Source organism: Rhizobium sp. NPDC092011 (assembly GCF_044756305.1).
Classification (GTDB): Bacteria; Pseudomonadota; Alphaproteobacteria; order Rhizobiales; family Rhizobiaceae; genus Rhizobium.
The window spans coordinates 390,430-411,771 of record NZ_JBIVSO010000003.1; the positions used below are offsets into that span (position 1 = coordinate 390,430).

Consider the following 21,342-nt stretch of genomic DNA (forward strand, 5'->3'; position numbering starts at 1 on the left):
ACGGAAGAGCGTCCCGTTTCGAGTGATCGGCGGAAGCCGTTGGGATGTGTGCTGGCAGGTCGTCCGGCTCTTGCCGGACGCTCGTTACTCCGCCGCCGCGAGCTTCTGGGCTTCGAGGGGAGCTGCCTCTTTCAGCTTTTCGCCGATATCACGCAGGATCTTCGTGGAGTCCACCGAAAGGGAACGCGGGCGCACCAGCGGTGGCAAGCCGCCATTTGCCGGATCCGCCGGCTTCTTGGCGGATGCAGTCTGAGGCTTCTGTGCGGGGAACGGATCGCTGATCCCCGGAATCGGTTTCAGCACGATGCCCTGATGGGCGTAATCCATGATCTTCTTGAAGGTCATGGCCGGAAGCGTGCCGCCGGTCATGTTGTTCGTCGAGGTATAGTCGTCGTTGCCGAACCACACGGCGCAAGTGTAATTTCCGGTGAAGCCGATGAACCAGGCGTCGCGATAGGCCTGCGTCGTGCCGGTCTTGCCTCCAACGACGATGCCATTGTCCAGAGCCGCCTTGCGGCCGGTGCCGATCACCGGAACCTGCGTCAGCATCTGGTTCATGTAGGAATTGGCCTTTTCGCTCAGCACGCGCTTGGCTGCCGGCTCGTCGCGGGTGAAATCGTAGAGCACCTTGCCGTCATAGCCGGTGATCTGCTCGATGCCGTGGCGTCGCGACTGCATGCCGTCGGCCGGGAAAACCGCATAGGCCGTTGCCTGATCGAGCACGGTCACTTCCGAAGTGCCGATCGGAATGGTCTTGTCGTTGCGGATCGGCGTTTCCACGCCCATGGCCTTGGCCATGTCGCGGATGGGTTGAATGCCGAGCTTTTCCTTGGCCAGGCGAACCGGGATCGTGTTGATCGATTGTGCGATCGCCGTCGTCAGCGTCACCTTGCCGGCATAGCGGTTTTCGTAGTTGTGCGGGCTCCAGTTGCCCCAGGTGATCGGCGCGTCGACGATGGTCGAGGTCGGGGTCATCCCGCTCTCCATAGCCACGGAATAGGTGTAGATCTTGAAGGAGGAGCCCGGCTGGCGCAGCGCCTTGGTCGCGCGGTTGAACTGGCTCTCGCCGTAATCGCTGCCGCCGACCATGGCACGGACGGCGCCGCCGTTTTCGATCATGACGCTCGCGCCCTGCTTGGCATGATAGCGTTCGCCATATTCCAGCAGGCTGGACTGAACCGAATCCTCCGCCGCCTTCTGCAATCCCATGTCGATGGTCGTGCGAACGATCAGCGAGCGCTCCGGAAAACGTGTCGCGATGCGCTGGACTTCATCGAAGGCCCAGTCGAGGAAATAATCGGGAGTTTCGATCTGGGCGCGGTCGACGACGGACGCGGGATTGCGCCTCGCGGCAATCACCTGGCCCTCGGTCATCAGCCCGCTCTGAACCAGATTGGACAGTACGTCGTTGGCGCGGGCGCGTGCCGCCGGCAAATTGACGTGCGGCGCATATTTTGCCGGTGCCTTGAACAGACCGGCGAGCATGGCTGCCTCCGCCAGATTGACGTCGGTGATGCTCTTGCCGAAATAGAATTGGGCGGCCGCCGCCGCGCCGAAAGTGCCGCCGCCCATATAGGTACGGTCGAGATAGAGACTGAGGATCTCTTTCTTGGAGAGATTGGCTTCAAGCCAGATCGCCAGGAAGGCTTCCTTGATCTTGCGGTCGATGGAGCGTTCGTTGCTGAGGAAAATGTTCTTGGCAAGCTGCTGCGTCAGCGTCGAGCCGCCCTGGACCACGCCGCCCGCTTGCGCATTCACAGTCACCGCGCGGAAGAGGCCGATGACGTCGATGCCGAAATGGTCGAAGAAACGCCGATCCTCGGTCGCAAGCACCGCTTTTATGAAATAGTCCGGCAGCTGATCGACCGGAACGGAATTCTCGTGAATAATGCCACGATGGCCGATCACGTTGCCGTAACGGTCGAGGAAGGTAACGGCGAAGTTGCCGCGATTGCGCCAGTCGCCCTGCGTCGCCTCGAAAGCCGGCATGGCGAGCATCAACATGACGACGGAGCCGGCGGCACCCAGCGTCAGGCCTTCTCCGAGCAACTCGAAAACGATGCGTTTCCAACCACGTACGCGGAAACGGCGGAAGAAGATGGTGATCTCTTCCCAAGCTTCCGCAAGACGGAAGCCAGCGTTCCAAAGAGTGGAATCGATCCAGGAATCGAGACGCAGGAAGAAATACCGCTTGCGGCGCCGCGGCTTGCCAGCCCCATTATCCTGTGGGGCTTCGGGCTCGGACTTTGGCCCGTTTTCTGGATTGGATGGGTCTTCCACGCTCTACTTCCCGACCACATTACAGCGCCGCGCGTCGCATATGACGTGCAAAGGTCGCTGTACTACTCAAAATCTGCAGCATAATTCCTAAATCGGTTCCGATTTAGGAATTATGCTGGGACATTGCGCGTTTCCTTATGGCACGCGCAGAGCCTATTATCTCATAGATCGGCGAATTGAATAATTGGTTGATTTAGAGAAAAGAACAAGAGACATGCATGCCGCAGCCCGAATTCCCCTTGGCCGGGCGGCGAGGACAATGAAGATGACAGACGAAATACCCTTCTGGAAAAGCAAGACCCTGACGGAGATGAGTTCGTCGGAGTGGGAAAGCCTGTGCGACGGCTGTGGGCTCTGTTGTCTCAACAAGCTGGAAGAGTGGGATAGTGGCGACGTCTATTTCACCTCGATCCGCTGCAAGCTGATGGATGGCGAGAGCTGTCGTTGCACCAGCTATCCGAACCGCTGGGATTTCGTGCCCGATTGCGTGCAACTCACGCCGGAAAAGGTGCCCGAGCTGGAATGGCTGCCGCCGACCTGTGCCTACCGTCTCGTCAAGGACGGCCGCGATCTCTACTGGTGGCATCCGCTGATCTCGGGTGATCCGGAGACGGTGCACATAGCCGGCGTTTCCGCGCGGGGACGCACGGTGAGCGAAGATGATGTCAATCTCGACGACTTCGAGGACTTCGTCGTCGACTGGCCGTTGACCGTCGAAGACGATATGTTGCCTAATCCGCCGGCAAAGCCATAGATTTCGGCGCCACATTCCGCCAGTCACGCCGTACGAGCGTCTCGATCGCGTCCCCATCGGCGTGATGGTGGAAGAGACGGGTCGAGCCCTTCAGGCCCCAGCCGCCTGGAACGGGGGAGAGATGTTCTGGCATGGTCGCCAAGGCCATTTGCTGCTGATCCGGCGTCAGTTTCACGACGCAGAAATCCGGGCCCGGAAGGGTCATGAAGATCTTGCCCCGCACCCGAAAATCGCGAGTCCCGAAATGCGAGCTTTCCACGGTCTCCGGCAGGCCAAGGGCCAGCCTAACGAGTTCCTCATCTGTCATGAGGAACGATACCATGCCTGGCGACGCGCGGAAAATGGTGATGCGCGGGACCTGCGACAACGTACTCTGATGGCAGAGCGGCGCCTCTTCATTGAATTGAACGGATGCGCGTGATATCGCGCGGTGCCTTCGCCCGTGTACAAGGAAACGTCGCGTGATCCGTCATATCGTCTTCTTCACTGTTCCCGATCGCGCCAAGCTTGAAGAGGTTCGCTCGGGCCTCTCGATCCTGACGGCCATTCCGCACGCTCGCCTGCTGGAAATCGGAATGAACGTGAAGACCGATCAGCTCGGCACGGACGTCGATATTGTCGTTTATGGCGAATTCGACGACGAGGCCGCGCTTGCAGCCTATAAGGCCCATCCGAATTATCAGCGCTCGATCGAGCGCGTGCGTCCGCTGCGCGAGATGCGGATCGCCGCGGACTATGAGACATCGGTCGCCGTGCGTGAGCCGTTCTGAACGGCGCCGAAACTGCGTGCCGGCCTGCCTAGAGCATGTCGCGCAAAAGTGTGCAGCGGTTTTTGCGGCTACGACATGCGTGAAATCAAAGAGCTAAAGCGCGTGAAGCGAATCTTAGAGATCGCGACGCGCTTTAGTTATTTCAAGCGATTGTGCGTAGCGGCGGAATCGAATTGTCGGCAACCCGATTCGTCGCATGAGGTTCTTGAATCAGCCTCTGAGGTCGCGGATTCAATTTGAAAGAAAGCCGCCTCAAGCAGTTCAAAAGACTCAAGGAAAGCAGGATGTCTAGCGCCAGCAAGACACCTTCAGGCCAATCGCATCGGCCGCGGAGGCGGGGCCGTTCGGACCGCGCTCCTGTGATCAGTGATATTAGAGAATGATTAAAATTGGCTGAGCCTGTAGTTTGCTTCTGCCGCCAGCAGCTATTTAGATACCGCTCAAACAGGCATTGCTACAAGATCTGACCGGAGATACGCGCGCTTGGCGCCGATCCGCTATCGTCGTCGTGGCTCGCCGGTCGCACATTCAATAAATTCAAACGGTTAAATCTTCTCTCGGATCCGCTGAACGTGTTGAAAACGGAAAATTACAGCCCATTCATTTGCCATTCAGACCTGTTTGGGTACATATTTGCTCAAGTTAATGTCCCTGTGGGAAGTCCGAAGCATGGCCTCATTATCAAGCATAGCAGCCGCGGCCCTTGTGGTGGCCGGCTCGACTGTTCTGCCCGCGCCGCCGACGACCCTCGTGGCCCGAGTGAGCAACGATTGCAGCGAGGCCGCAGACCAAGTTGTGGAAAAAACCGGCGGCCAGCTCCTTTCCGTGCAGCCATCCGGCGACAGCTGCATCGTAACGGTCCTTATACAGGGCAATGGGCAACGTCCGCGCAAGGTGACGATGAAGGTGCCGATGTGAGCATGGGCATCTTGAGCCTTAAAGCTTGGTAGGGGCTCTAAAGCCTTGAATCCAACACAAATTCTTATTGTTTTCGTGATTCCACTGTAGCTCGATTTGCAGTAGCGTTTATCGAACCGGGGAAATTGGGTCCAAACATGCGCATTCTCATTGTCGAAGACGATATCAACCTCAATCGCCAGCTTGCCGAAGCCTTGAAAGAGGCCGGCTACGTGGTGGATACGGCCTTTGACGGTGAAGAGGGACATTTTCTCGGCGATACCGAGCCCTATGACGCGATCATCCTTGATATCGGCCTGCCGGAAATGGATGGAATTACCGTGCTGGAAAAATGGCGCGGCGCCGGTCGCGCGACCCCTGTTCTGATCCTGACCGCGCGAGACCGCTGGAGCGACAAGGTTGCCGGTATCGACGCGGGCGCCGATGATTATGTCGCCAAGCCATTCCATGTCGAAGAGGTGCTGGCTCGCATCCGCGCTCTGATCCGCCGGGCCGCCGGTCATGCATCGTCGGAAATCGTCTGCGGTCCCGTGCGGCTTGATACCAAAAGCTCGAAGGCGACGGTGGACGGCAAGCAGTTGAAGCTGACCTCCCACGAATACCGGCTGCTCGCTTATCTCATGCATCACAAGGGCGAAGTGGTTTCACGCACCGAGCTGGTGGAGCATATGTACGATCAGGATTTCGACCGGGATTCCAATACGATCGAGGTGTTCGTCGGCCGCCTGCGCAAGAAAATGGGTGTTGACCTGATCGAAACGGTCCGTGGCCTTGGTTACCGCATCCAAGCTCCGACCAATGCGAATTAAGTCGCTTACCGCGCGCGTCCTGCTGCTGACCACGCTCTGGTCGGCAGTGGCGCTGGTGGTGATCGGCCTCGTGATCTCCAATATTTATCGCAAAAGCGCCGAGCGCGGCTTTCAGGACCTGCTGCGGGCACAGCTCTCCAGCGTGATCAATTCGGTCACGATCGGGGATCAGGGTGCGCTATCAGGCAAACCGGAGCTTGGCGACCTGCGCTTCGCTCAGCCGAAGACCGGTTGGTACTGGATAGTCGAGCCTCTCGGTACCTACACCTCGGCACCGCTGGTATCGCCGTCGCTCGGCGCGTCGAACCTGCCGGTGTTGTCAGTGCTGGAGGCGCCCTTCGACAAGCTGTACCAGCGCTATTACATTGTCACGGACGCCTTCGGAAACCGCGTGCAGGTGGCTGAAACCGAAATCCAGTTCGATACGGACCATGCTGCCCGCTTTCGTGTCACCGGCAACGTCGCCGTCGTCGAGGATGATGTCCGCAATTTTTCCCACAGCCTCTATTTCGCGTTGGTCGGCTTCGGGGTTGGTAGTCTGATCGTCAACGCGCTCGCCATTCTGTTCGGCCTGAAACCTCTCGACAAGGCTCGCGCCGCGCTGGAGCGCATCCGCGCCGGCGAGAGCGAGCGCCTGCAAGGCGATTTCCCAAGAGAGATCCTGCCGCTTGCCAACGAGATCAACGCCCTGATCGAGAGCAACCGGCGCATTGTCGAGCGTGCGCGCATGCAGGTCGGCAATCTCGCTCATTCGCTGAAAACGCCGATTGCAGTGCTGCTCAACGAATCCCGCGTGCTGGAGCGCTCGCATGGCGACTTGGTGAAGAACCAGGCCGAAGCCATGCAGGGGCAGGTGCAATCCTATCTCAACCGTGCCCGCATCGCGGCGCAGCGTGACTCCGTGCTTGCCCGAACGGAAGCGGAACCGGCACTGGAGAGGCTTGTCCGCGTCATGCGGCGGCTCAATGCGGACAAGGAATTCGAACTCGCCGTCTCCCCCAATCTGGCGCTTGCCATGGAGCAGCAGGATCTGGAGGAAACGGTTGGAAACCTCCTGGAAAATGCCGCCCGTTTTGCCGAGCATAAGGTACGTCTGGTTGCAAGCGAAGCGCCAGCCGAAGTCAAGGGGATCGATCCCGCGCGCCGCCATTGGGTTGAGCTGGTGGTAGAAGACGATGGGCCTGGCCTTGAGCCGGATCAGATACGCGAGGCCATGAAGCGTGGCCGCAGGCTCGATGAGAGCAAGCCGGGCACAGGTCTTGGCCTGTCGATCGTCAGCGAGATCACCAATGAATATCAAGGCCGGTTCGAACTGTCCCGAGGCGCCTGGGGCGGCCTTCGTGCCAGCCTAATTCTGCCTGGGTTGATGAAGGATGTTGCGTGACGCACGCCTTGATGCCAAAAGAGATTGTGGGTCATGATGATGCCGCATCGCAGTACCTATGGTTTTGCTTTTTGTTACTGGTTCGGTTGTATGAAGCTTCGTACCTTTTTCCTGGTCATTCCCTCTCTCTTCGCAGCAATTGCGCTTTCCGGTTGTTCCACCACGAGTGGCAAAGACGGTAGCGGTAGCCTGCTTTCCTCGCCGAAGCCGCCGGCGTCGGCGACGTTTATCGCGGCGCTCGATGGCGGCATTATCGACCGTACAGGCATCAAGCTCAGCGACAACGACAAGCAGCGGGCGCTGGAGGCGGAGTATCGGGCGCTGGAAAGCGCACCGCTTGGTCAGCCCGTGGTCTGGAAGGGCCGGGGTGCCAGCGGTGAGGTCGTTGCCGCCGCACCATATCAGGTCGGCTCGCAAAACTGCCGGCAATATACTCATACCATAACCGTCGACGGCAAGCCGACGACGGGGAGAGGCGCCGCCTGCCGCAATGACGATGGCACCTGGACGCCGCTCGACTAGAGCACGATCCAACAAAGTGTTTAGCGGCTTTCGGTCGGAAATTCGCAGGCAAACAAGAGAAATGGGCGTTTTCGCGTTTCAGAAAAGCGGAGACGCACCAGCTTCCCGCGCCGCAAGGCGCGGCCAAACGCCTCAAATCTTCGTCAGCAAGGCTTTCTCGGTTGGAATAAGCGTCCCGTTAAAGTAATGGGCGTGTATGCTGTTCTGGATTCTCGTGGCCGTTATCACGGCGGTTGTCGGCGCTGTGCTGCTCTATCCTCTTCTGCGTGGTGCGAAGGAGGCCGAAAACTGTCGTTCCGGAGAGGCAGAGGTCTATCGCGATCAGCTTCGCGAGCTGGATCGTGACTTAGCCGGCGGCCTGATCTCACAGGAAGAGGCCGGTTATGCTCGCGCCGAGATCGGCCGGCGCCTTATTGCCGTTTCCAAGGACGAGGTGATCGGAGCGAAATCGCTCGCTCGCGGCAACTATCGTCTTTCCCAGGCGTTCATCATCGCCATTCTGCCCATCGTGGGCCTCTGTCTTTATCTTGCCAACGGTAATCCCGGCCTGCCGTCGCAGCCGCTGGAAGCGCGTCTTGAGAAATCGGGAGGCGATCTCGCCATTTCCATCGTCAAGATTGAACAGCATCTGGCCAAGAACCCAGACGACGCCAAGGGCTGGGAGGTCCTGGCGCCAATCTATTTCAAGACCAATCGCATCGGCGACGCGGAGCTCGCCTATCGCAATGTCATCCGCATACTCGGGCCGAATGCCGCCCGGCTCAGCGATCTCGGCGAAGTGCTGGTGGTCAAGGCCGACGGCATCGTGACGGCCGATGCTCGCGGCGTCCTGCAACAATCGCTGGCGCTCGATGCCTCCAATCCGCGCACGCTCTTCTATCTGGCGCTGGCGCTTGAGCAGGAGGGGAAGGCCGCGGACGCGAAAACCGCCTTCGAGGCGCTGGTCAAGCAGTCGCCGCCGGATGCGCCCTGGCTTGCGGCCGTCAACGAGCATATCGTCAAAAATGGCGGTCAGCCGACGGCCCCTGCGAACGCCAACGCACCGGGCAATCCTACCGCCGAGGACGTCGCCGCCGCCAATGCGCTCAGCAGCGGCGATCGCCAGCAGATGATCCGCGGCATGGTCGAAAGCCTCGATGCGAAGCTCAAGGACGATCCGAAGAATTTCGAGGGATGGATGCGGCTGATCCGATCCTATGCGGTTCTGAACGATCGGGAGCGGGCCGCGGATGCGCTGAAGCGCGGCCTTGCGGCGTTTCCGGCCGAGGGAGGAGAGGGCCAGCAGCTTCTGGCTTTGGCGAAGGAATTGGGACTCCCGACGGAGGTGAAGCAGCAATGACCCGCAAGCAGAAACGTATGGCTGTCATTGCCGGCGGCATGAGCTTCATCGCCGCCGCTGTCCTGCTTGTCCTGTTCGCCTTCAGCCAATCGGTCGCTTATTTCTACATGCCGGCGGACCTCGCCAAGACTCCCGTCAATGCGGGAACGCTGATCCGCCTGGGAGGGCTCGTCGGTGAGGGCTCGATCGTGCGCGGGCAGGGCACGCAGGTGCAGTTCGCCGTGACCGACGGCACCGATACCATCAAGGTCAAATATGACGGCATCCTGCCCGATCTCTTCCGCGAAGGGCAGGGCGTGGTGACTGAGGGCAAGTTCGAACCGGGCAGTGACGTTTTCGTTGCCGATAGCGTGCTGGCCAAGCATGATGAGCGCTACATGCCGAAGCAGGTCGCCGACAAGCTGAAGGCGGATGGAGTGTGGAAGGGCGAGGAGGCGACCCGATGATCATCGAGCTTGGACATTATGCCCTGGTGCTGGCGCTGGCGACGGCGCTTATCGTCTCCATTCTGCCCGTCATCGGCGCGCGGCGCGGCGATGTGTCGATGATGGATATTGCACCCGTCGGTTCCGTCGTCACGTTCCTGCTTGTGGCCTTTTCCTTTGGCGTCCTGACCTACGCCTATGTTGCCTCCGATTTTTCCCTGCTGAACGTCTGGGCCAATTCCCATTCGCTCATGCCGCTGATCTTCAAGATTTCCGGCGTCTGGGGCAATCACGAGGGGTCCATGATGTTGTGGCTGCTGATCCTCGTACTGTTCAGCGCGCTGGTCGCCCTGTTCGGCCGCAATCTGCCGGATGTTTTGCGTGCCAACGTGCTGGCGGTGCAGTCTTGGATCTCGTCGGCCTTTCTGGTCTTCATCCTGCTGACCTCAAACCCTTTCATTCGGCTCAATCCGGCACCGGCCGAAGGCAAGGATCTCAACCCGGTCCTGCAGGATATCGGCCTCGCGATCCATCCGCCCTTGCTCTATCTCGGTTATGTCGGCTTTTCGGTCTGCTTTTCCTTCGCCGTTGCGGCACTGCTCGAAGGCCGCATCGATGCTGCCTGGGCGCGCTGGGTTCGGCCCTGGACGCTCGCCGCCTGGAGTTTCCTGACGCTCGGCATCGCCATGGGGTCTTACTGGGCCTATTACGAACTCGGTTGGGGCGGCTGGTGGTTCTGGGATCCGGTGGAAAATGCATCCTTCATGCCATGGCTCGCCGGCACGGCGCTGCTGCACTCGGCGCTGGTCATGGAAAAGCGCGACGCATTGAAGATCTGGACGGTGCTGCTGGCGATCCTCACCTTCTCGCTCTCGCTGCTTGGCACCTTCCTCGTTCGCTCCGGCGTGCTGACTTCGGTCCATTCCTTCGCAAGCGATCCGACGCGCGGCATTTTCATCCTCTGCATTCTCCTGATTTTCATCGGCGGTGCTTTGGCGCTTTTTGCGTTCCGCGCGCCGAGGCTTGCCGCCGGCGGGCTGTTTGCACCGATTTCGCGTGAAGGCGCGCTTGTTCTGAACAATCTCATCCTGACGGTCGCTTGCGGCACCGTCCTGACCGGCACGCTCTATCCGCTCGCACTGGAAACCTTGACGGGCGACAAGATCTCCGTCGGGCCGCCCTTCTTCAACATGACGTTCGGCCTGCTGATGACGCCGATCCTTATCGCGGTTCCGTTTGGCCCGCTGCTCGCCTGGAAGCGCGGAGATCTGCTTGGTGCGCTGCAGCGCCTCTATGTCGTGGCGGCTCTTGCCTTTCTTGCGGGCCTCGTCCTGTTCTATCTCAAGCATGGCGGTCCGGTATTGGCCGCCCTTGGTCTTGCCGCCGGCTTCTTCATGGTCTTCGGCGCACTGGCCGATCTCTGGTATCGGGCCGGTGTGGGCAAGGTTGCCGCCGGTGTCGCCTGGCGGCGGCTGCGCGGGCTGCCGCGCTCGGCCTTCGGGACGGCGCTTGCCCATGCCGGCCTTGGCATCACGGTCCTCGGCATCGTCGCTGTGACGACGTTCGAGACGGAGAATATCACCAGCATGAAGCCGGGCGAGACGGCCGAACTCGGCGGCTACAGCCTGCGTTTCGAGGGTATGCAGCCGGCAGTCGGCCCGAACTATACCGAGGATCGCGCCCGCTTCACCGTCAGTCGCGGCGGTGTCGCCTTTGCGGAAATGTCCTCATCCAAGCGGGTGTTCACCGCCAGCCGCACGGCGACGACAGAATCCGGCATTCTGACGCTCGGGCCGAACCAGCTTTACGTATCGGTCGGGGACGCCAGCAAGGATGGCGGCATGGTCGTGCGTATCTGGTGGAAGCCGTTCATCCTCTGTATCTGGATGGGTGCCCTCGTGATGGCGATCGGCGGCTTCGTGTCGCTCAGCGACCGACGTCTGCGTGTCGGCGCGCCCAGCCGGAAGGCAAAGCCCGTTCGTCCTGCCATGGAGCCGGCCGAATGAGCCGTACCCGGTCGATAGCGATGTTTGCCAGCCTCCGGCGCCTGTCCGGCTCTTTGCGGCTTTGGTTGTGCCTTGCAGCGTTTTTGACACCGCTATCGGCCTTCGCCGTCAATCCGGACGAGGTTTTGCCCGATCCAGCTCTGGAGGCGCGAGCGCGCACGATATCATCAGAATTGCGCTGCATGGTTTGCCAGAACCAGTCGATCGACGATTCCAATGCAGACCTCGCAAGAGACCTGCGCTTGCTGGTCCGCAAGCGCCTCGGCGACGGCGATACCGACCAGCAGGTCCTGGATTATGTCGTGTCGCGTTATGGCGAGTTCGTGCTGTTGAAGCCTCGCTTCACTGAGAAAACACTCATACTCTGGGGCGCGCCGATCACGCTTTTCGTCCTGGGTGGCATTGCCCTTGCCGTCTACGCCCGCCGCCGCGCAGGCAAGCCGACCGGCAAGCCTTTGAGCGCAGAGGAAGAAGCCCAGCTCAAAGAGATTTTGGGAAAGTGACGCAGACGCGTTTCCTTTCGCCTCATTGGAAACATTTCCTTACATTACGAATTTTTCATGGGGCGGACAGTTCGCCGTAAGGTCCCATGCCCTATATCTTTATCACCGCAAGTCACGGCCGGTTTGCGCCGGCAAAAATCTGACGAGAGAAGAGAAGGTAACTCGCATATGTTCAGGAATATCAAGGACACCTTGTCCCGTAGCACGGCTATGAAGGCTTCTATCGTCGCAGGCCTCGCTGTTGCTGCGCTGGCCACGGGTGTTCCCGCAGAAGTCAGCAGTTCCTATGCCGATGCCGTCAATGTCCAGGCTCCGCAGGTCCCGAGCTTCGCCAATGTAGTGGATGCCGTATCGCCGGCGGTCGTCTCGGTCCGTGTCGAATCCCGCGTCAACGCAGCTGCCGATGAAGACGACTCCTTCAGCCTCGGTCGTGGCTTCGACGACCTCCCCGACAATCACCCGCTGAAGAAGTTCTTCCGTCAGTTCGAGCAGCAGCAGGGCCGCGGCCAGCAGAAGAATTCCGAGGATGGCAAGGGTCGCCTGCGGCCGGTGGCACAGGGCTCCGGCTTCTTCGTGTCTGAGGACGGCTACATCGTCACCAACAATCACGTCGTTTCCGACGGCGCAGCCTTCGTCGTCGTTCTCAACGATGGCACCGAGCTTGACGCCAAGCTGGTGGGCAAGGATTCGCGCACCGACCTGGCAGTGTTGAAGGTCGATCCGAAGGGCAAGAAATTCACCTATGTCGGCTGGGCCGATGATGCGAAGGTTCGTGTCGGTGATTGGGTCGTTGCCGTCGGCAATCCGTTCGGCCTCGGCGGTACGGTCACCGCAGGCATCGTCTCGGCTCGCGGCCGCGACATTCATTCCGGCCCGTATGACGACTACATCCAGATCGATGCGCCGGTGAACAAGGGCAATTCCGGTGGCCCGACCTTCAACCTCAACGGCCAGGTGGTCGGCATCAACACTGCCATCTTCTCGCAGTCGGGCGGCAGCGTCGGCATCGCCTTCGCCATTCCGGCGACCACAGCCAAGGATGTCGTCACGGATCTGATCAAGACGGGCACCGTTTCGCGCGGCTGGCTCGGCGTTCAGATCCAGCCTGTCAGCAAGGATATCGCCGAATCGCTCGGCCTTTCCGAAGCAAGCGGTGCTCTGGTCGTTTCTCCGCAGGATGGTTCGCCCGGACAGAAGGCCGGCATCAAGAACGGCGATGTGGTGACGGCGGTCAACGGCGAGCCGGTCAAGGATCCGCGTGATCTGGCTCGTCGCATCGGTGCCATGCAGCCGGGCGCGAAGGTCGAGGTTTCACTGTGGCGTAACGGCAAGTCCCAGTCGGTCACGGTTGAACTTGGCACGCTGCCACTCGATCAGAACCAGGCTTCTACCGACGACAGCAACTCGCAGCAGAACCAGTCGCAGCCGTCCTCCGAAAAGGCGCTGGCTGATCTCGGCCTCACCGTCGGCCCTGCCGACGACGGCAAGGGTGTCGCGATCACCGCGGTCGATCCGGACTCCGACGCTGCCGACAAGGGCGTGAAGGAAGGCGAGAAGATCACGTCGGTCAACAACCAGCAGGTCTCGAGCGGCAAGGACATTGTCAAGGTTCTCGAGCAGGCCAAGAAGGACGGTCGCACGCGCGCCCTGTTCCAGATCCAGTCCGGTGACGGCAGCCGTTTCGTCGCCTTGCCGATCAATGCTGGCTGATCCTTTCAGTCTTTAGAATGCAAGGGAAGCCGCGCAGCCACGGCTTGCGCGGCTTCCTCTTTAAGTGACGTCAACGATGACTGGCTCCAAGGCAGGTGAAAGATGACAACCGCTGGCCAACATGCCGTAGATCCTTCCGAATCCGGTTGTGCCGAGACGCCCTCGGCGGGTAATGTCGCCCACATGAAGATTCTGATCATCGAAGACGATCTCGAGGCGGCAGCCTATCTCACCAAGGCGTTTCGCGAGGCCGGCATCATTGCCGATCACGCCAGCGACGGCGAGAGCGGCCTCTTCATGGGCACTGAGAACACCTACGACGTCGCCATTATCGACCGCATGCTGCCGCGCCGTGATGGCCTTTCGGTTATCAGCGAGCTGCGCCGCAAGGGCGTTCACACGCCCGTTCTGATCCTCTCGGCGCTTGGCCAGGTTGACGATCGCGTCACCGGCCTGCGCGCCGGCGGCGACGACTATCTGCCCAAACCCTATGCTTTCAGCGAGTTGCTGGCGCGCGTGGAAGTGTTGGGGCGCCGTAAGGGAACGCCCGAGCAGGATGTTCTCTATCGCGTCGGCGATCTCGAACTTGATCGTCTGTCGCACGAGGTTCGCCGCGGCGGCAAGGAAATCCCGCTGCAGCCGCGCGAGTTCCGCCTGCTGGAATATCTGATGAAGAATGCCGGTCAGGTCGTCACCCGCACGATGCTGCTTGAAAATGTCTGGGACTATCATTTCGATCCGCAGACCAACGTCATCGACGTCCACGTCTCGCGACTGCGCTCGAAGATCGAGAAGGATTTCAGCCAACCATTGTTGAAGACGATTCGCGGCGCCGGCTACATGATCAAGGACGAGGGATGAGTCGCTTCCGCGTCCTCTTCAAGTCGACAGCAGTCCGCCTTTCCGCCCTTTATATCCTCCTCTTTGCACTATGCGCCGCGACGCTGGTCTTCTACGTCACGGCCATGTCCGAGCGACTTCTGACCGGACAGATCCGCGATGCCGTCCAGCAGGAAGTTAGTCAGGTCAAGCGCGCATACGATATCGGCGGGCTGAACCTGCTGCTGCGCACGATGGAGCGCCGGGCTCGCCAGCCTGGCGCCAATCTCTACGTGATAGCCGGGCCCTCGGGCGATATTCTCGCCGGCAACGTCGCCTCGGTGCAGCCCGGAGTGCTCGGTCAGTCCGGCTGGACGGAGCTGCCCTTCATCTACGAGCGCTATACGGACGCCTCGAACGATCCAGAGCGCCGGCATCTCGCGATCGCCAATATCTTCATCCTCGACAATGGCTTGCGCATCCTCATCGGCCGCGACCTGGGCGAACCGGAGCGGTTCCGCGTGTTGGTGCGCCAGGCTCTGATGCTGGCACTGGCAATCATGGGTCTCGGTGCGCTGGTCATCTGGTTCGGCATCGGCCGCAACGCCCTGAAACGCATCGACCGGATGACGGATGCCAGCCGGAAGATCATGGCCGGCGACCTCTCGCAGCGCTTGCCCGTCGGCGGTTCCGGCGACGAGTTCGACCGCATGTCCGCATCGCTGAATGCGATGCTGGAGCGCATCGAAAAGCTGAACGAAGGGCTGCGGCAGGTCTCCGACAATATCGCCCATGACCTCAAGACGCCTCTGACGCGCTTGCGCAACAAGGCGGCTGATGCGCTCGATAATGCCGATAGCGCCGGCCGTCGCGTCGCGCTGGAAGGCATTATTGGCGAATCCGATCAGCTGATCCGCACCTTCAATGCGCTGCTGATGATTTCTCGCGTCGAAGCGGGCTCGGTGGCAGCCGAGATGACCGGCGTCGACCTCTCCTCCATCGTCGCCGATACGTCCGAGCTCTACGAGCCTGTGGCCGAAGAGGCGGGGCTCGCGCTGACGGCCGATATCGAATCGAATGTTGAGGTGCAGGGCAATCGTGAACTGATCGGCCAGGCGCTTTTCAACCTCATCGACAACGCCCTCAAATATGCTGCCGGCTGCCAAGGCGAACCGAAAGTGACCCTGAAACTGTCGCACAGCCATGATGCTGTGATGCTTGCCGTTGCGGATCATGGCCCGGGCATTCCGGCTCATCAGCGCGCCGATGTCGTCAAACGCTTTTTCCGGCTGGATGAAAGCCGTTCCAAACCGGGAACCGGGCTCGGCCTTGCGCTGGTGGAAGCCGTTATGGAATTGCATGGCGGTCGGTTGGAGCTCTCGGATACCGATCCCGATAGCGTCGATGCGAAGGGGCTAACGGTAACGATGATCTTCCCCATGCAGAAACAATAGGTTAATCCTGCACTAGAGCTGGATGATTTTAGGTCGAAACGACCTAAAATCTGAATCCGCTCTAGCGTCGAAGAAGTAGAGCATGATGTTGTCCGAAAACCGCTCACACTTTTCGGCATCATGCTCTATCCGATTGCTCATGGGGAGCGCTGCATGACGATGACGCAAGGCGATATGTTGCGGGACGTCCCGCCTGGGCGGCTGAGGCCGCTGAACCAGACAGAGGCGAAATCCGCGCTCGCCGATCTCAAGCAGATCGCTGCCGCAGAGCCGGCCATTGCCACCTTGCTCGCCGGCGAAAGCGCTCTGCGGGACTTTGTGGTCGCCGTCGTTGCTCTATCACCACATCTGCGCGAAACGGCCAATCTCGAACCGTCCTTGCTCGTTGCCGCAATCGAAAAGCCGTTGTCGCCGCAGATCGAGACCTTGGTCCAGCAGGCTCGCAATGCCTGGCGGCCGGCCGATGGCGAGGATCAGTCGCCTTCGGAGTCCGAGGTGATGAGCCGCCTGCGCGTCGCCAAGCGCCGTGCCTCCTTTCTTGCAGCCCTTGCCGATCTCGCGCGTATCCATGACGGCAGGACAACGACCCGTTGGCTGAGCGAGCTGGCGGAGGCCTCGATATCGGCGGCGATCGATCACCTTCTGCTGTCGTCGCACGAAGCCGGCAAGATCTCCGTGGCCGATCTCGCCGCGCCAAGCCGAAATTCCGGTCTGCTCGTGCTCGGCATGGGCAAGCTCGGGGCCAATGAGCTGAACTATTCGTCCGACATCGACCTCGTCGTCTTCTTCGACGAGATGGCCGGCATTGTTCCCAATCCCGAAGATGCGATCGATATCTTCCCACGGCTGATGCGCCGTCTGGTGCGGATCCTGCAGGAACGTACGGCCGATGGCTATGTTTTCCGTACTGATCTGCGTCTGCGCCCCGATCCCGGCTCGACGCCGCTGGCGATCCCGGTCGACGCGGCGATGATCTACTATGAGGGCAGGGGCCAGAACTGGGAGCGTGCCGCCTTCATCAAGGCGCGGCCGGTTGGCGGCGACATTGCAGCAGGCCAGGCGTTCATCCGCGATCTCGTGCCGTTCGTCTTCCGCAAATATCTGGATTACGCCGCCATCGCGGACATTCATTCCATCAAGCGGCAGATCCATGCGCATAAAGGCCATGGTGCGATTGCCGTGAAGGGACACAACGTCAAGCTTGGTCGCGGCGGCATTCGTGAGATCGAGTTCTTCGTGCAGACGCAGCAGCTGATCGCAGGCGGCCGAATGCCGGCGCTGCGTAGCCGCGCGACGGAGGAAACGCTCGCCGAGCTGACCAAGGCAAACTGGATCGACGCGGAAACGCGCGACGAGCTGGCCACGGCATATTGGTTCCTGCGTGATGTCGAGCACCGCATCCAGATGGTGCGTGACGAGCAGACGCATCTTCTGCCGGAAACGGATGCAGAGCTGCGCCGCATTGCCTTCATGATGGGCTTTTCCGACGTATCGTCCTTCTCCGAGGCCCTTGTCAGCACGCTAAAGACGGTCGAGCGCCGCTATGCACAGCTGTTCGAGCAGGAGACGAAGCTCTCGTCCGAAACCGGCAACCTGGTTTTCACCGGACAGGGCGACGATCCCGACACGCTCGAAACGCTGCGCCGTCTCGGCTTCGAGAGACCGTCTGACATCGCCAATGTGATCCGCACCTGGCACTACGGGCGCTATCGCGCCACGCAATCGGTGGAGGCGCGTGAGCGGTTGACGGAGCTGACGCCGGAACTGTTGCGCGTCTTCGGCGAAAGCAAGCGTGCCGACAAGGCGTTGTTGCGCTTCGACAGCTTCATTTCCGGTCTGCCGGCGGGCATTCAGCTCTTCTCGCTGCTTGGGACCAACCCGGCATTGCTGTCGCTCATCGTCAACATCATGTCGTCGGCGCCGCGGCTTGCCGAGATCATCGCGGCCAAGCCGCATGTCTTTGACGGCATGCTGGACCCAAGCCTGATGGCCGAGCTGCCGACGCGCGATTATCTGGCCGAACGCCTCAAGAGCTTCCTTGCTCCGGCGAGACATTATGAGGAGACGCTCGACCTGCTGCGCATCTTCGCGTCCGAGCAGCGCTTCCTGATCGGTATTCGCCTGCTGACGGGCGCGATCGGCGGGATCATGGCGGCCCGCGCCTTCACCTATCTTGCCGATCTGATCGTCGAGGCGGCGCTGGATGCCGTGACGAAGGAAATCCGGTCGGCGCATGGTGATTACCCCGGCGGCCGCGTTGCCGTGATCGGAATGGGTAAACTCGGCAGCTTCGAGCTCTCGGCCGGGTCCGACATCGATATTATCTTGCTCTACGACTACGATGACACGGCGGCAGAATCCTCCGGTCCTAAGCCGCTGGATGCAACGCGCTATTTCACGCGTATTACGCAGCGCCTGATCGCGGCCCTTTCGGCGCCGACGGCCGAGGGAGTACTCTACGAAGTCGACATGCGCCTGCGTCCATCCGGCAACAAAGGCCCGGTCGCCACACGCATCAACTCGTTCGAGAAGTATCAGCGCGAGGAAGCCTGGACCTGGGAGCATATGGCACTTTCGCGCGCGCGCCTGATCTGCGGCGACGAGGAGTTTTCGCTGGATGCAGAACGGATCATCGGCGAGATCCTTTCCTCGACGAGAGATGTCGCCAAGATCGCCAAGGATGTCCGCGAGATGCGCGGGCTGATCGAGCAGGAAAAGCCGGCTGAAAGCATCTGGGATCTGAAGCTGATCCCCGGCGGGCTGATCGATATCGAATTCATCGCGCAATATCTGCGGCTGATTGCGCCGGCCCGCGGCGTCGGCATTGACGCAAATGGCCTCAGCACGGCCGAGGCGCTAAAATTGCTTGGCGGTAGCCTGATGGATCGCAACGATCTGGATGTTTGCCTGGAGGCCCTGCATCTCTACACGGAAGTGTCGCAGCTCATTCGCCTTTGCATCGACGGTACGTTCGATCCGAAAAATACCCCTTCCGGTCTGATCGAGCTTGTCTGCCGTGCCGGCGACTGCCCCGATATCCGCACGCTCGAGGCGGAGCTGAAGCGGCTGTCGAAGGCGGTGCGGAAAATATTCCAGGCAACGGTTGGAAACTGATCAACCCTGGTCGGGAATGCGGATGGCGATGACCGTGCCGATGCCTTCGCGAGAACGGATACGCATGCGGCCCTGATGCAGCACCGTGAGCGAACGTGAGATCGCAAGCCCGAGGCCGGAGCCTCCCTTGCTTTTTGCATATTGGCTCTGCACCTGCTCGAACGGCTGGCCGATCTTGCCCAGGGCCGATTTCGGGATGCCGATGCCGGTGTCGGCGATGATGAGCATCACGGCGTCGTCTACCCTGCGGGTGCGGACTGCGATGCGGCCGCCGTCATTGGTGAACTTCACGGCGTTGGAGAGCAGGTTGAGAACGATCTGCTTCATCGCGCGGCGATCGGCGCTGAGCTTGATTTCCGGGGAAATGCATTGTTCGACGAGAATGTTCTTGTTCGCTGCCGGAATGCGGGTGAAGCGCAGGCACTCTTCGATCAGCGGGGCGAGATCGACCTGCTCGCGGGAAAGCTTGATATGGCCGGCCTCGATCTTCGACATGTCGAGGATGTCGTTGATGACGTTGAGCAGATGCTTGCCGCTGTCGTGAATATCCTTGGCATATTCGTTGTATCGTGCCGAGCCGAGCGGACCGAACATCTGATCCTGCAGGATCTCCGAAAAGCCGAGGATGGCGTTGAGCGGCGTACGCAGCTCATGCGACATGTTGGCAAGGAATTCCGATTTCGCCTTGTTGGCGGCTTCGGCGCGTTCCTTTTCCGCAAGATAGTTGGTGTTGGCGGTGGAAAGCTCTGCCTTCTGCCGCTCCAGAATCTGTCGCGATGCGGAGAGGTCGTTGATGGTCGCCATCAGGCGGCGCTCGGATTCGCGAAGGCGCTCCTGATTGCGTTTGAGCTGCGTGATGTCGTTGCCGACGGAGACGAGGCCGCCATCACGGGTACGGCGTTCGTTGATCTGCAGCCAACGCTCGTCGGCCAGCTGTACTTCCGTCGTCTGCGAATGGTTGGAGCGACCGGGATCGACGATGCGCCGTTCGATGACGGGCCGGACTGCTGCTGCATTGACCAAGGCGCGCTCGGTGCCGGGCACCAGCACATTGTCGGGCAGGCCGTAAGCCTGCTGGAAATGGGCGTTGCACATGACAAGGCGATCGTTCTTGTCCCACAATACGAAGGCCTCGGAGGTGCATTCGATTGCGTCCGCAAGGCGCTGGTCGGCTTCGGCATAGCGCTGCGCCAGCCTGTGCTGCTCCGTCACGTCCATCGCGATGCCGATCATATGCACGCGGCCGGAATTGTTGCGGATGATCTGAGCGCGGGCGCGCATCCAGACATAGTGTCCCTTGGCATGACGGATGCGCAGGATCTGATCCACCTGTCCGGCGCCGCCGCGCGTGACGGAGCGCGCCAGCAAATGCAGGCTGCTGTCGTCTGGATGCATCAGCCGCGCAGCGTCGGCAAAGGCAAGCGGCTTGTCGGCCGCCGGTAGCCCCAGCATGTCGTACATCGACCGCGACCAGAAGAATTCGCGGCTGGTGAAGTCGAAATCCCAGAGGCCGCAACGCCCGCGTGAAAGCGCCGTCTCGACGCGCAGATTGGATTCGAGGAAGATTTCGTCGGCGTCGCGAGCCCGCCGCACCTGCGTGTAGTAAGCGTAGAGTATGACGAGCAGGATGGAGGAAATGCCGGCAAAGAGGGTGACGTTGAGCGTCAGCTCGTCGCGCCAGAGCTTTTCGATCTGATCCATCGACGCCGCCGACAGGACGAAATCACCCTTGTCGCCGATCAGGGAGATCGCGGCATAATAAGGCTCGCCGCCGATCATGGTTTCGATCACGCCGGCATGGTCGCCGAAGCTTCTGATGGCGGACACTTCCGGAAAGAAATCCGAGATCGACATGCCGATAAAAGCAGAGCCAGCGGCTGACGAGCCGAAAACCCGGCCGCTCGATTGCACGAGCAGCACAAATGCTCCGGTATCCAGCCGGTCCTGCGGCAGATAGGCGGCAAGTTTCCGCTCCGCGCCACCGCGGTCGCCTGCCTGAAACAGGCTGGCATCGTTCGAGAATGCGGCAGAGGCGGCGGCGATGGAAAGCGAGGTGGTGCGGCGAGCGGCGGCGGCCATCCGGCCGTGCTCTGTCACCATGCCGAAGAAATGCGAAGCCGCCACGACCATCAGGAAGGAAACAATGAGGACCGGGATGATGCGCTTGAGGATATGCTCGGTCTGCGGGAAGCGACGCGAGATCGTCTCCGCCCGTGTACCCGTTCGATCAGTAACGCCGCTATGCCAGGATTTCAGACCGTCGAAATTAACACGCAGCCGTCCATCGGCCGCGGTTGCCCGCCGCACGTCCACCATCGCTTTAGCCTTGTCCCTCGTATGATTCGCTGCGCCGCTCGCCCGAATCTGCCCTAATGAATCATTCGTGATTCGGCTTGTCCAGAGGGTGCGGTAAAACTTTCTTAACCATCTGCGATTTCGGCGCTTTCCTTACACGCAGCGGTAAGTTGCGCATATGCGGGACTCGTTGAGGCTGAAAAGGCCGATGCAAATCGGCCCTTCAGATCGGCGCGCAGA

17 protein-coding genes are annotated in these 21,342 nt (G+C 60.6%); 14 read left to right on the forward strand and 3 right to left on the reverse strand.

Annotation, left to right across the window (positions count from 1 at the left end; translation table 11 throughout):
• Positions 1–84 precede the first annotated feature (84 nt).
• On the reverse strand, positions 85–2,280 hold the full coding sequence (locus tag ACIQJ2_RS17160; RefSeq protein WP_400667282.1) for a transglycosylase domain-containing protein: 2,196 nt from the start codon (positions 2,278–2,280) through the stop codon (positions 85–87).
• Positions 2,281–2,545: 265 nt separating this feature from the next.
• Here ACIQJ2_RS17160 and ACIQJ2_RS17165 point away from each other — a divergent pair, with 265 nt between their 5' ends.
• Positions 2,546–3,034: a YcgN family cysteine cluster protein gene (locus ACIQJ2_RS17165; protein WP_199146050.1), complete on the forward strand. Its 489-nt coding sequence runs from the start codon at positions 2,546–2,548 to the stop codon at positions 3,032–3,034.
• On the opposite strand, the gene ACIQJ2_RS17170 is transcribed toward ACIQJ2_RS17165, so the two are convergent.
• Positions 3,012–3,341 carry an MmcQ/YjbR family DNA-binding protein gene (locus ACIQJ2_RS17170; protein WP_400667280.1) on the reverse strand — a complete coding sequence of 110 codons (330 nt, stop codon included), beginning with the start codon at positions 3,339–3,341 and terminating at the stop codon, positions 3,012–3,014. The genes ACIQJ2_RS17165 and ACIQJ2_RS17170 overlap by 23 nt on opposite strands.
• 154 nt (positions 3,342–3,495) lie before the next feature.
• Between ACIQJ2_RS17170 and ACIQJ2_RS17175 the strand changes: the two genes are divergently transcribed.
• From ACIQJ2_RS17175 to ACIQJ2_RS17235, 13 genes are all read left to right on the forward strand, one after another.
• The gene (locus tag ACIQJ2_RS17175) at positions 3,496–3,804 is read left to right on the forward strand and encodes a Dabb family protein (protein ID WP_400667278.1); all 309 of its coding nucleotides are present in this window, start codon (positions 3,496–3,498) and stop codon (positions 3,802–3,804) included.
• Positions 3,805–4,473: 669 nt separating this feature from the next.
• Positions 4,474–4,722, forward strand: a complete 249-nt coding sequence (locus ACIQJ2_RS17180; protein WP_199146056.1) for a hypothetical protein — start codon at positions 4,474–4,476, stop codon at positions 4,720–4,722.
• Between the two features lie 137 nt (positions 4,723–4,859).
• The gene (locus tag ACIQJ2_RS17185) at positions 4,860–5,531 is read left to right on the forward strand and encodes a response regulator transcription factor (RefSeq protein ID WP_199094421.1); all 672 of its coding nucleotides are present in this window, start codon (positions 4,860–4,862) and stop codon (positions 5,529–5,531) included.
• Positions 5,521–6,915 carry a HAMP domain-containing sensor histidine kinase gene (locus ACIQJ2_RS17190; protein ID WP_199146058.1) on the forward strand — a complete coding sequence of 465 codons (1,395 nt, stop codon included), beginning with the start codon at positions 5,521–5,523 and terminating at the stop codon, positions 6,913–6,915. The genes ACIQJ2_RS17185 and ACIQJ2_RS17190 overlap by 11 nt, the downstream gene beginning before the upstream one ends.
• A gap of 90 nt (positions 6,916–7,005) precedes the next feature.
• The gene (locus tag ACIQJ2_RS17195) at positions 7,006–7,437 is read left to right on the forward strand and encodes a hypothetical protein (protein ID WP_199146059.1); all 432 of its coding nucleotides are present in this window, start codon (positions 7,006–7,008) and stop codon (positions 7,435–7,437) included.
• Positions 7,438–7,633: 196 nt separating this feature from the next.
• Positions 7,634–8,776, forward strand: coding sequence for a c-type cytochrome biogenesis protein CcmI (gene ccmI, locus ACIQJ2_RS17200; protein ID WP_199146060.1), 1,143 nt, complete (start codon positions 7,634–7,636; stop codon positions 8,774–8,776).
• Positions 8,773–9,222, forward strand: a complete 450-nt coding sequence (gene ccmE / locus ACIQJ2_RS17205) for a cytochrome c maturation protein CcmE (protein WP_199146061.1) — start codon at positions 8,773–8,775, stop codon at positions 9,220–9,222. The genes ccmI and ccmE overlap by 4 nt, the downstream gene beginning before the upstream one ends.
• Positions 9,219–11,207: a heme lyase CcmF/NrfE family subunit gene (locus ACIQJ2_RS17210; protein WP_400667274.1), complete on the forward strand. Its 1,989-nt coding sequence runs from the start codon at positions 9,219–9,221 to the stop codon at positions 11,205–11,207. The genes ccmE and ACIQJ2_RS17210 overlap by 4 nt, the downstream gene beginning before the upstream one ends.
• The gene (locus tag ACIQJ2_RS17215) at positions 11,204–11,710 is read left to right on the forward strand and encodes a cytochrome c-type biogenesis protein (protein WP_199151404.1); all 507 of its coding nucleotides are present in this window, start codon (positions 11,204–11,206) and stop codon (positions 11,708–11,710) included. The genes ACIQJ2_RS17210 and ACIQJ2_RS17215 overlap by 4 nt, the downstream gene beginning before the upstream one ends.
• A gap of 168 nt (positions 11,711–11,878) precedes the next feature.
• Positions 11,879–13,420, forward strand: a complete 1,542-nt coding sequence (locus ACIQJ2_RS17220) for a Do family serine endopeptidase (RefSeq protein WP_199151405.1) — start codon at positions 11,879–11,881, stop codon at positions 13,418–13,420.
• A 102-nt stretch (positions 13,421–13,522) separates the two neighbouring features.
• Entirely contained in the window at positions 13,523–14,281 is a 759-nt protein-coding gene (locus tag ACIQJ2_RS17225) for a response regulator transcription factor (RefSeq protein WP_281436344.1), read from the forward strand.
• The gene (locus ACIQJ2_RS17230) at positions 14,278–15,693 is read left to right on the forward strand and encodes a HAMP domain-containing sensor histidine kinase (RefSeq protein ID WP_199151406.1); all 1,416 of its coding nucleotides are present in this window, start codon (positions 14,278–14,280) and stop codon (positions 15,691–15,693) included. The genes ACIQJ2_RS17225 and ACIQJ2_RS17230 overlap by 4 nt, the downstream gene beginning before the upstream one ends.
• Positions 15,694–15,846: 153 nt before the next feature.
• Positions 15,847–18,807, forward strand: coding sequence for a bifunctional [glutamine synthetase] adenylyltransferase/[glutamine synthetase]-adenylyl-L-tyrosine phosphorylase (locus ACIQJ2_RS17235; RefSeq protein WP_400667271.1), 2,961 nt, complete (start codon positions 15,847–15,849; stop codon positions 18,805–18,807).
• Here the strand turns inward: ACIQJ2_RS17235 and ACIQJ2_RS17240 are convergent, their stop codons facing one another.
• Complete coding sequence (locus ACIQJ2_RS17240) at positions 18,808–21,123, reverse strand: PAS domain-containing sensor histidine kinase (RefSeq protein WP_400667269.1); 2,316 nt, start codon at positions 21,121–21,123, stop codon at positions 18,808–18,810.
• Positions 21,124–21,342: the final 219 nt, after the last annotated feature.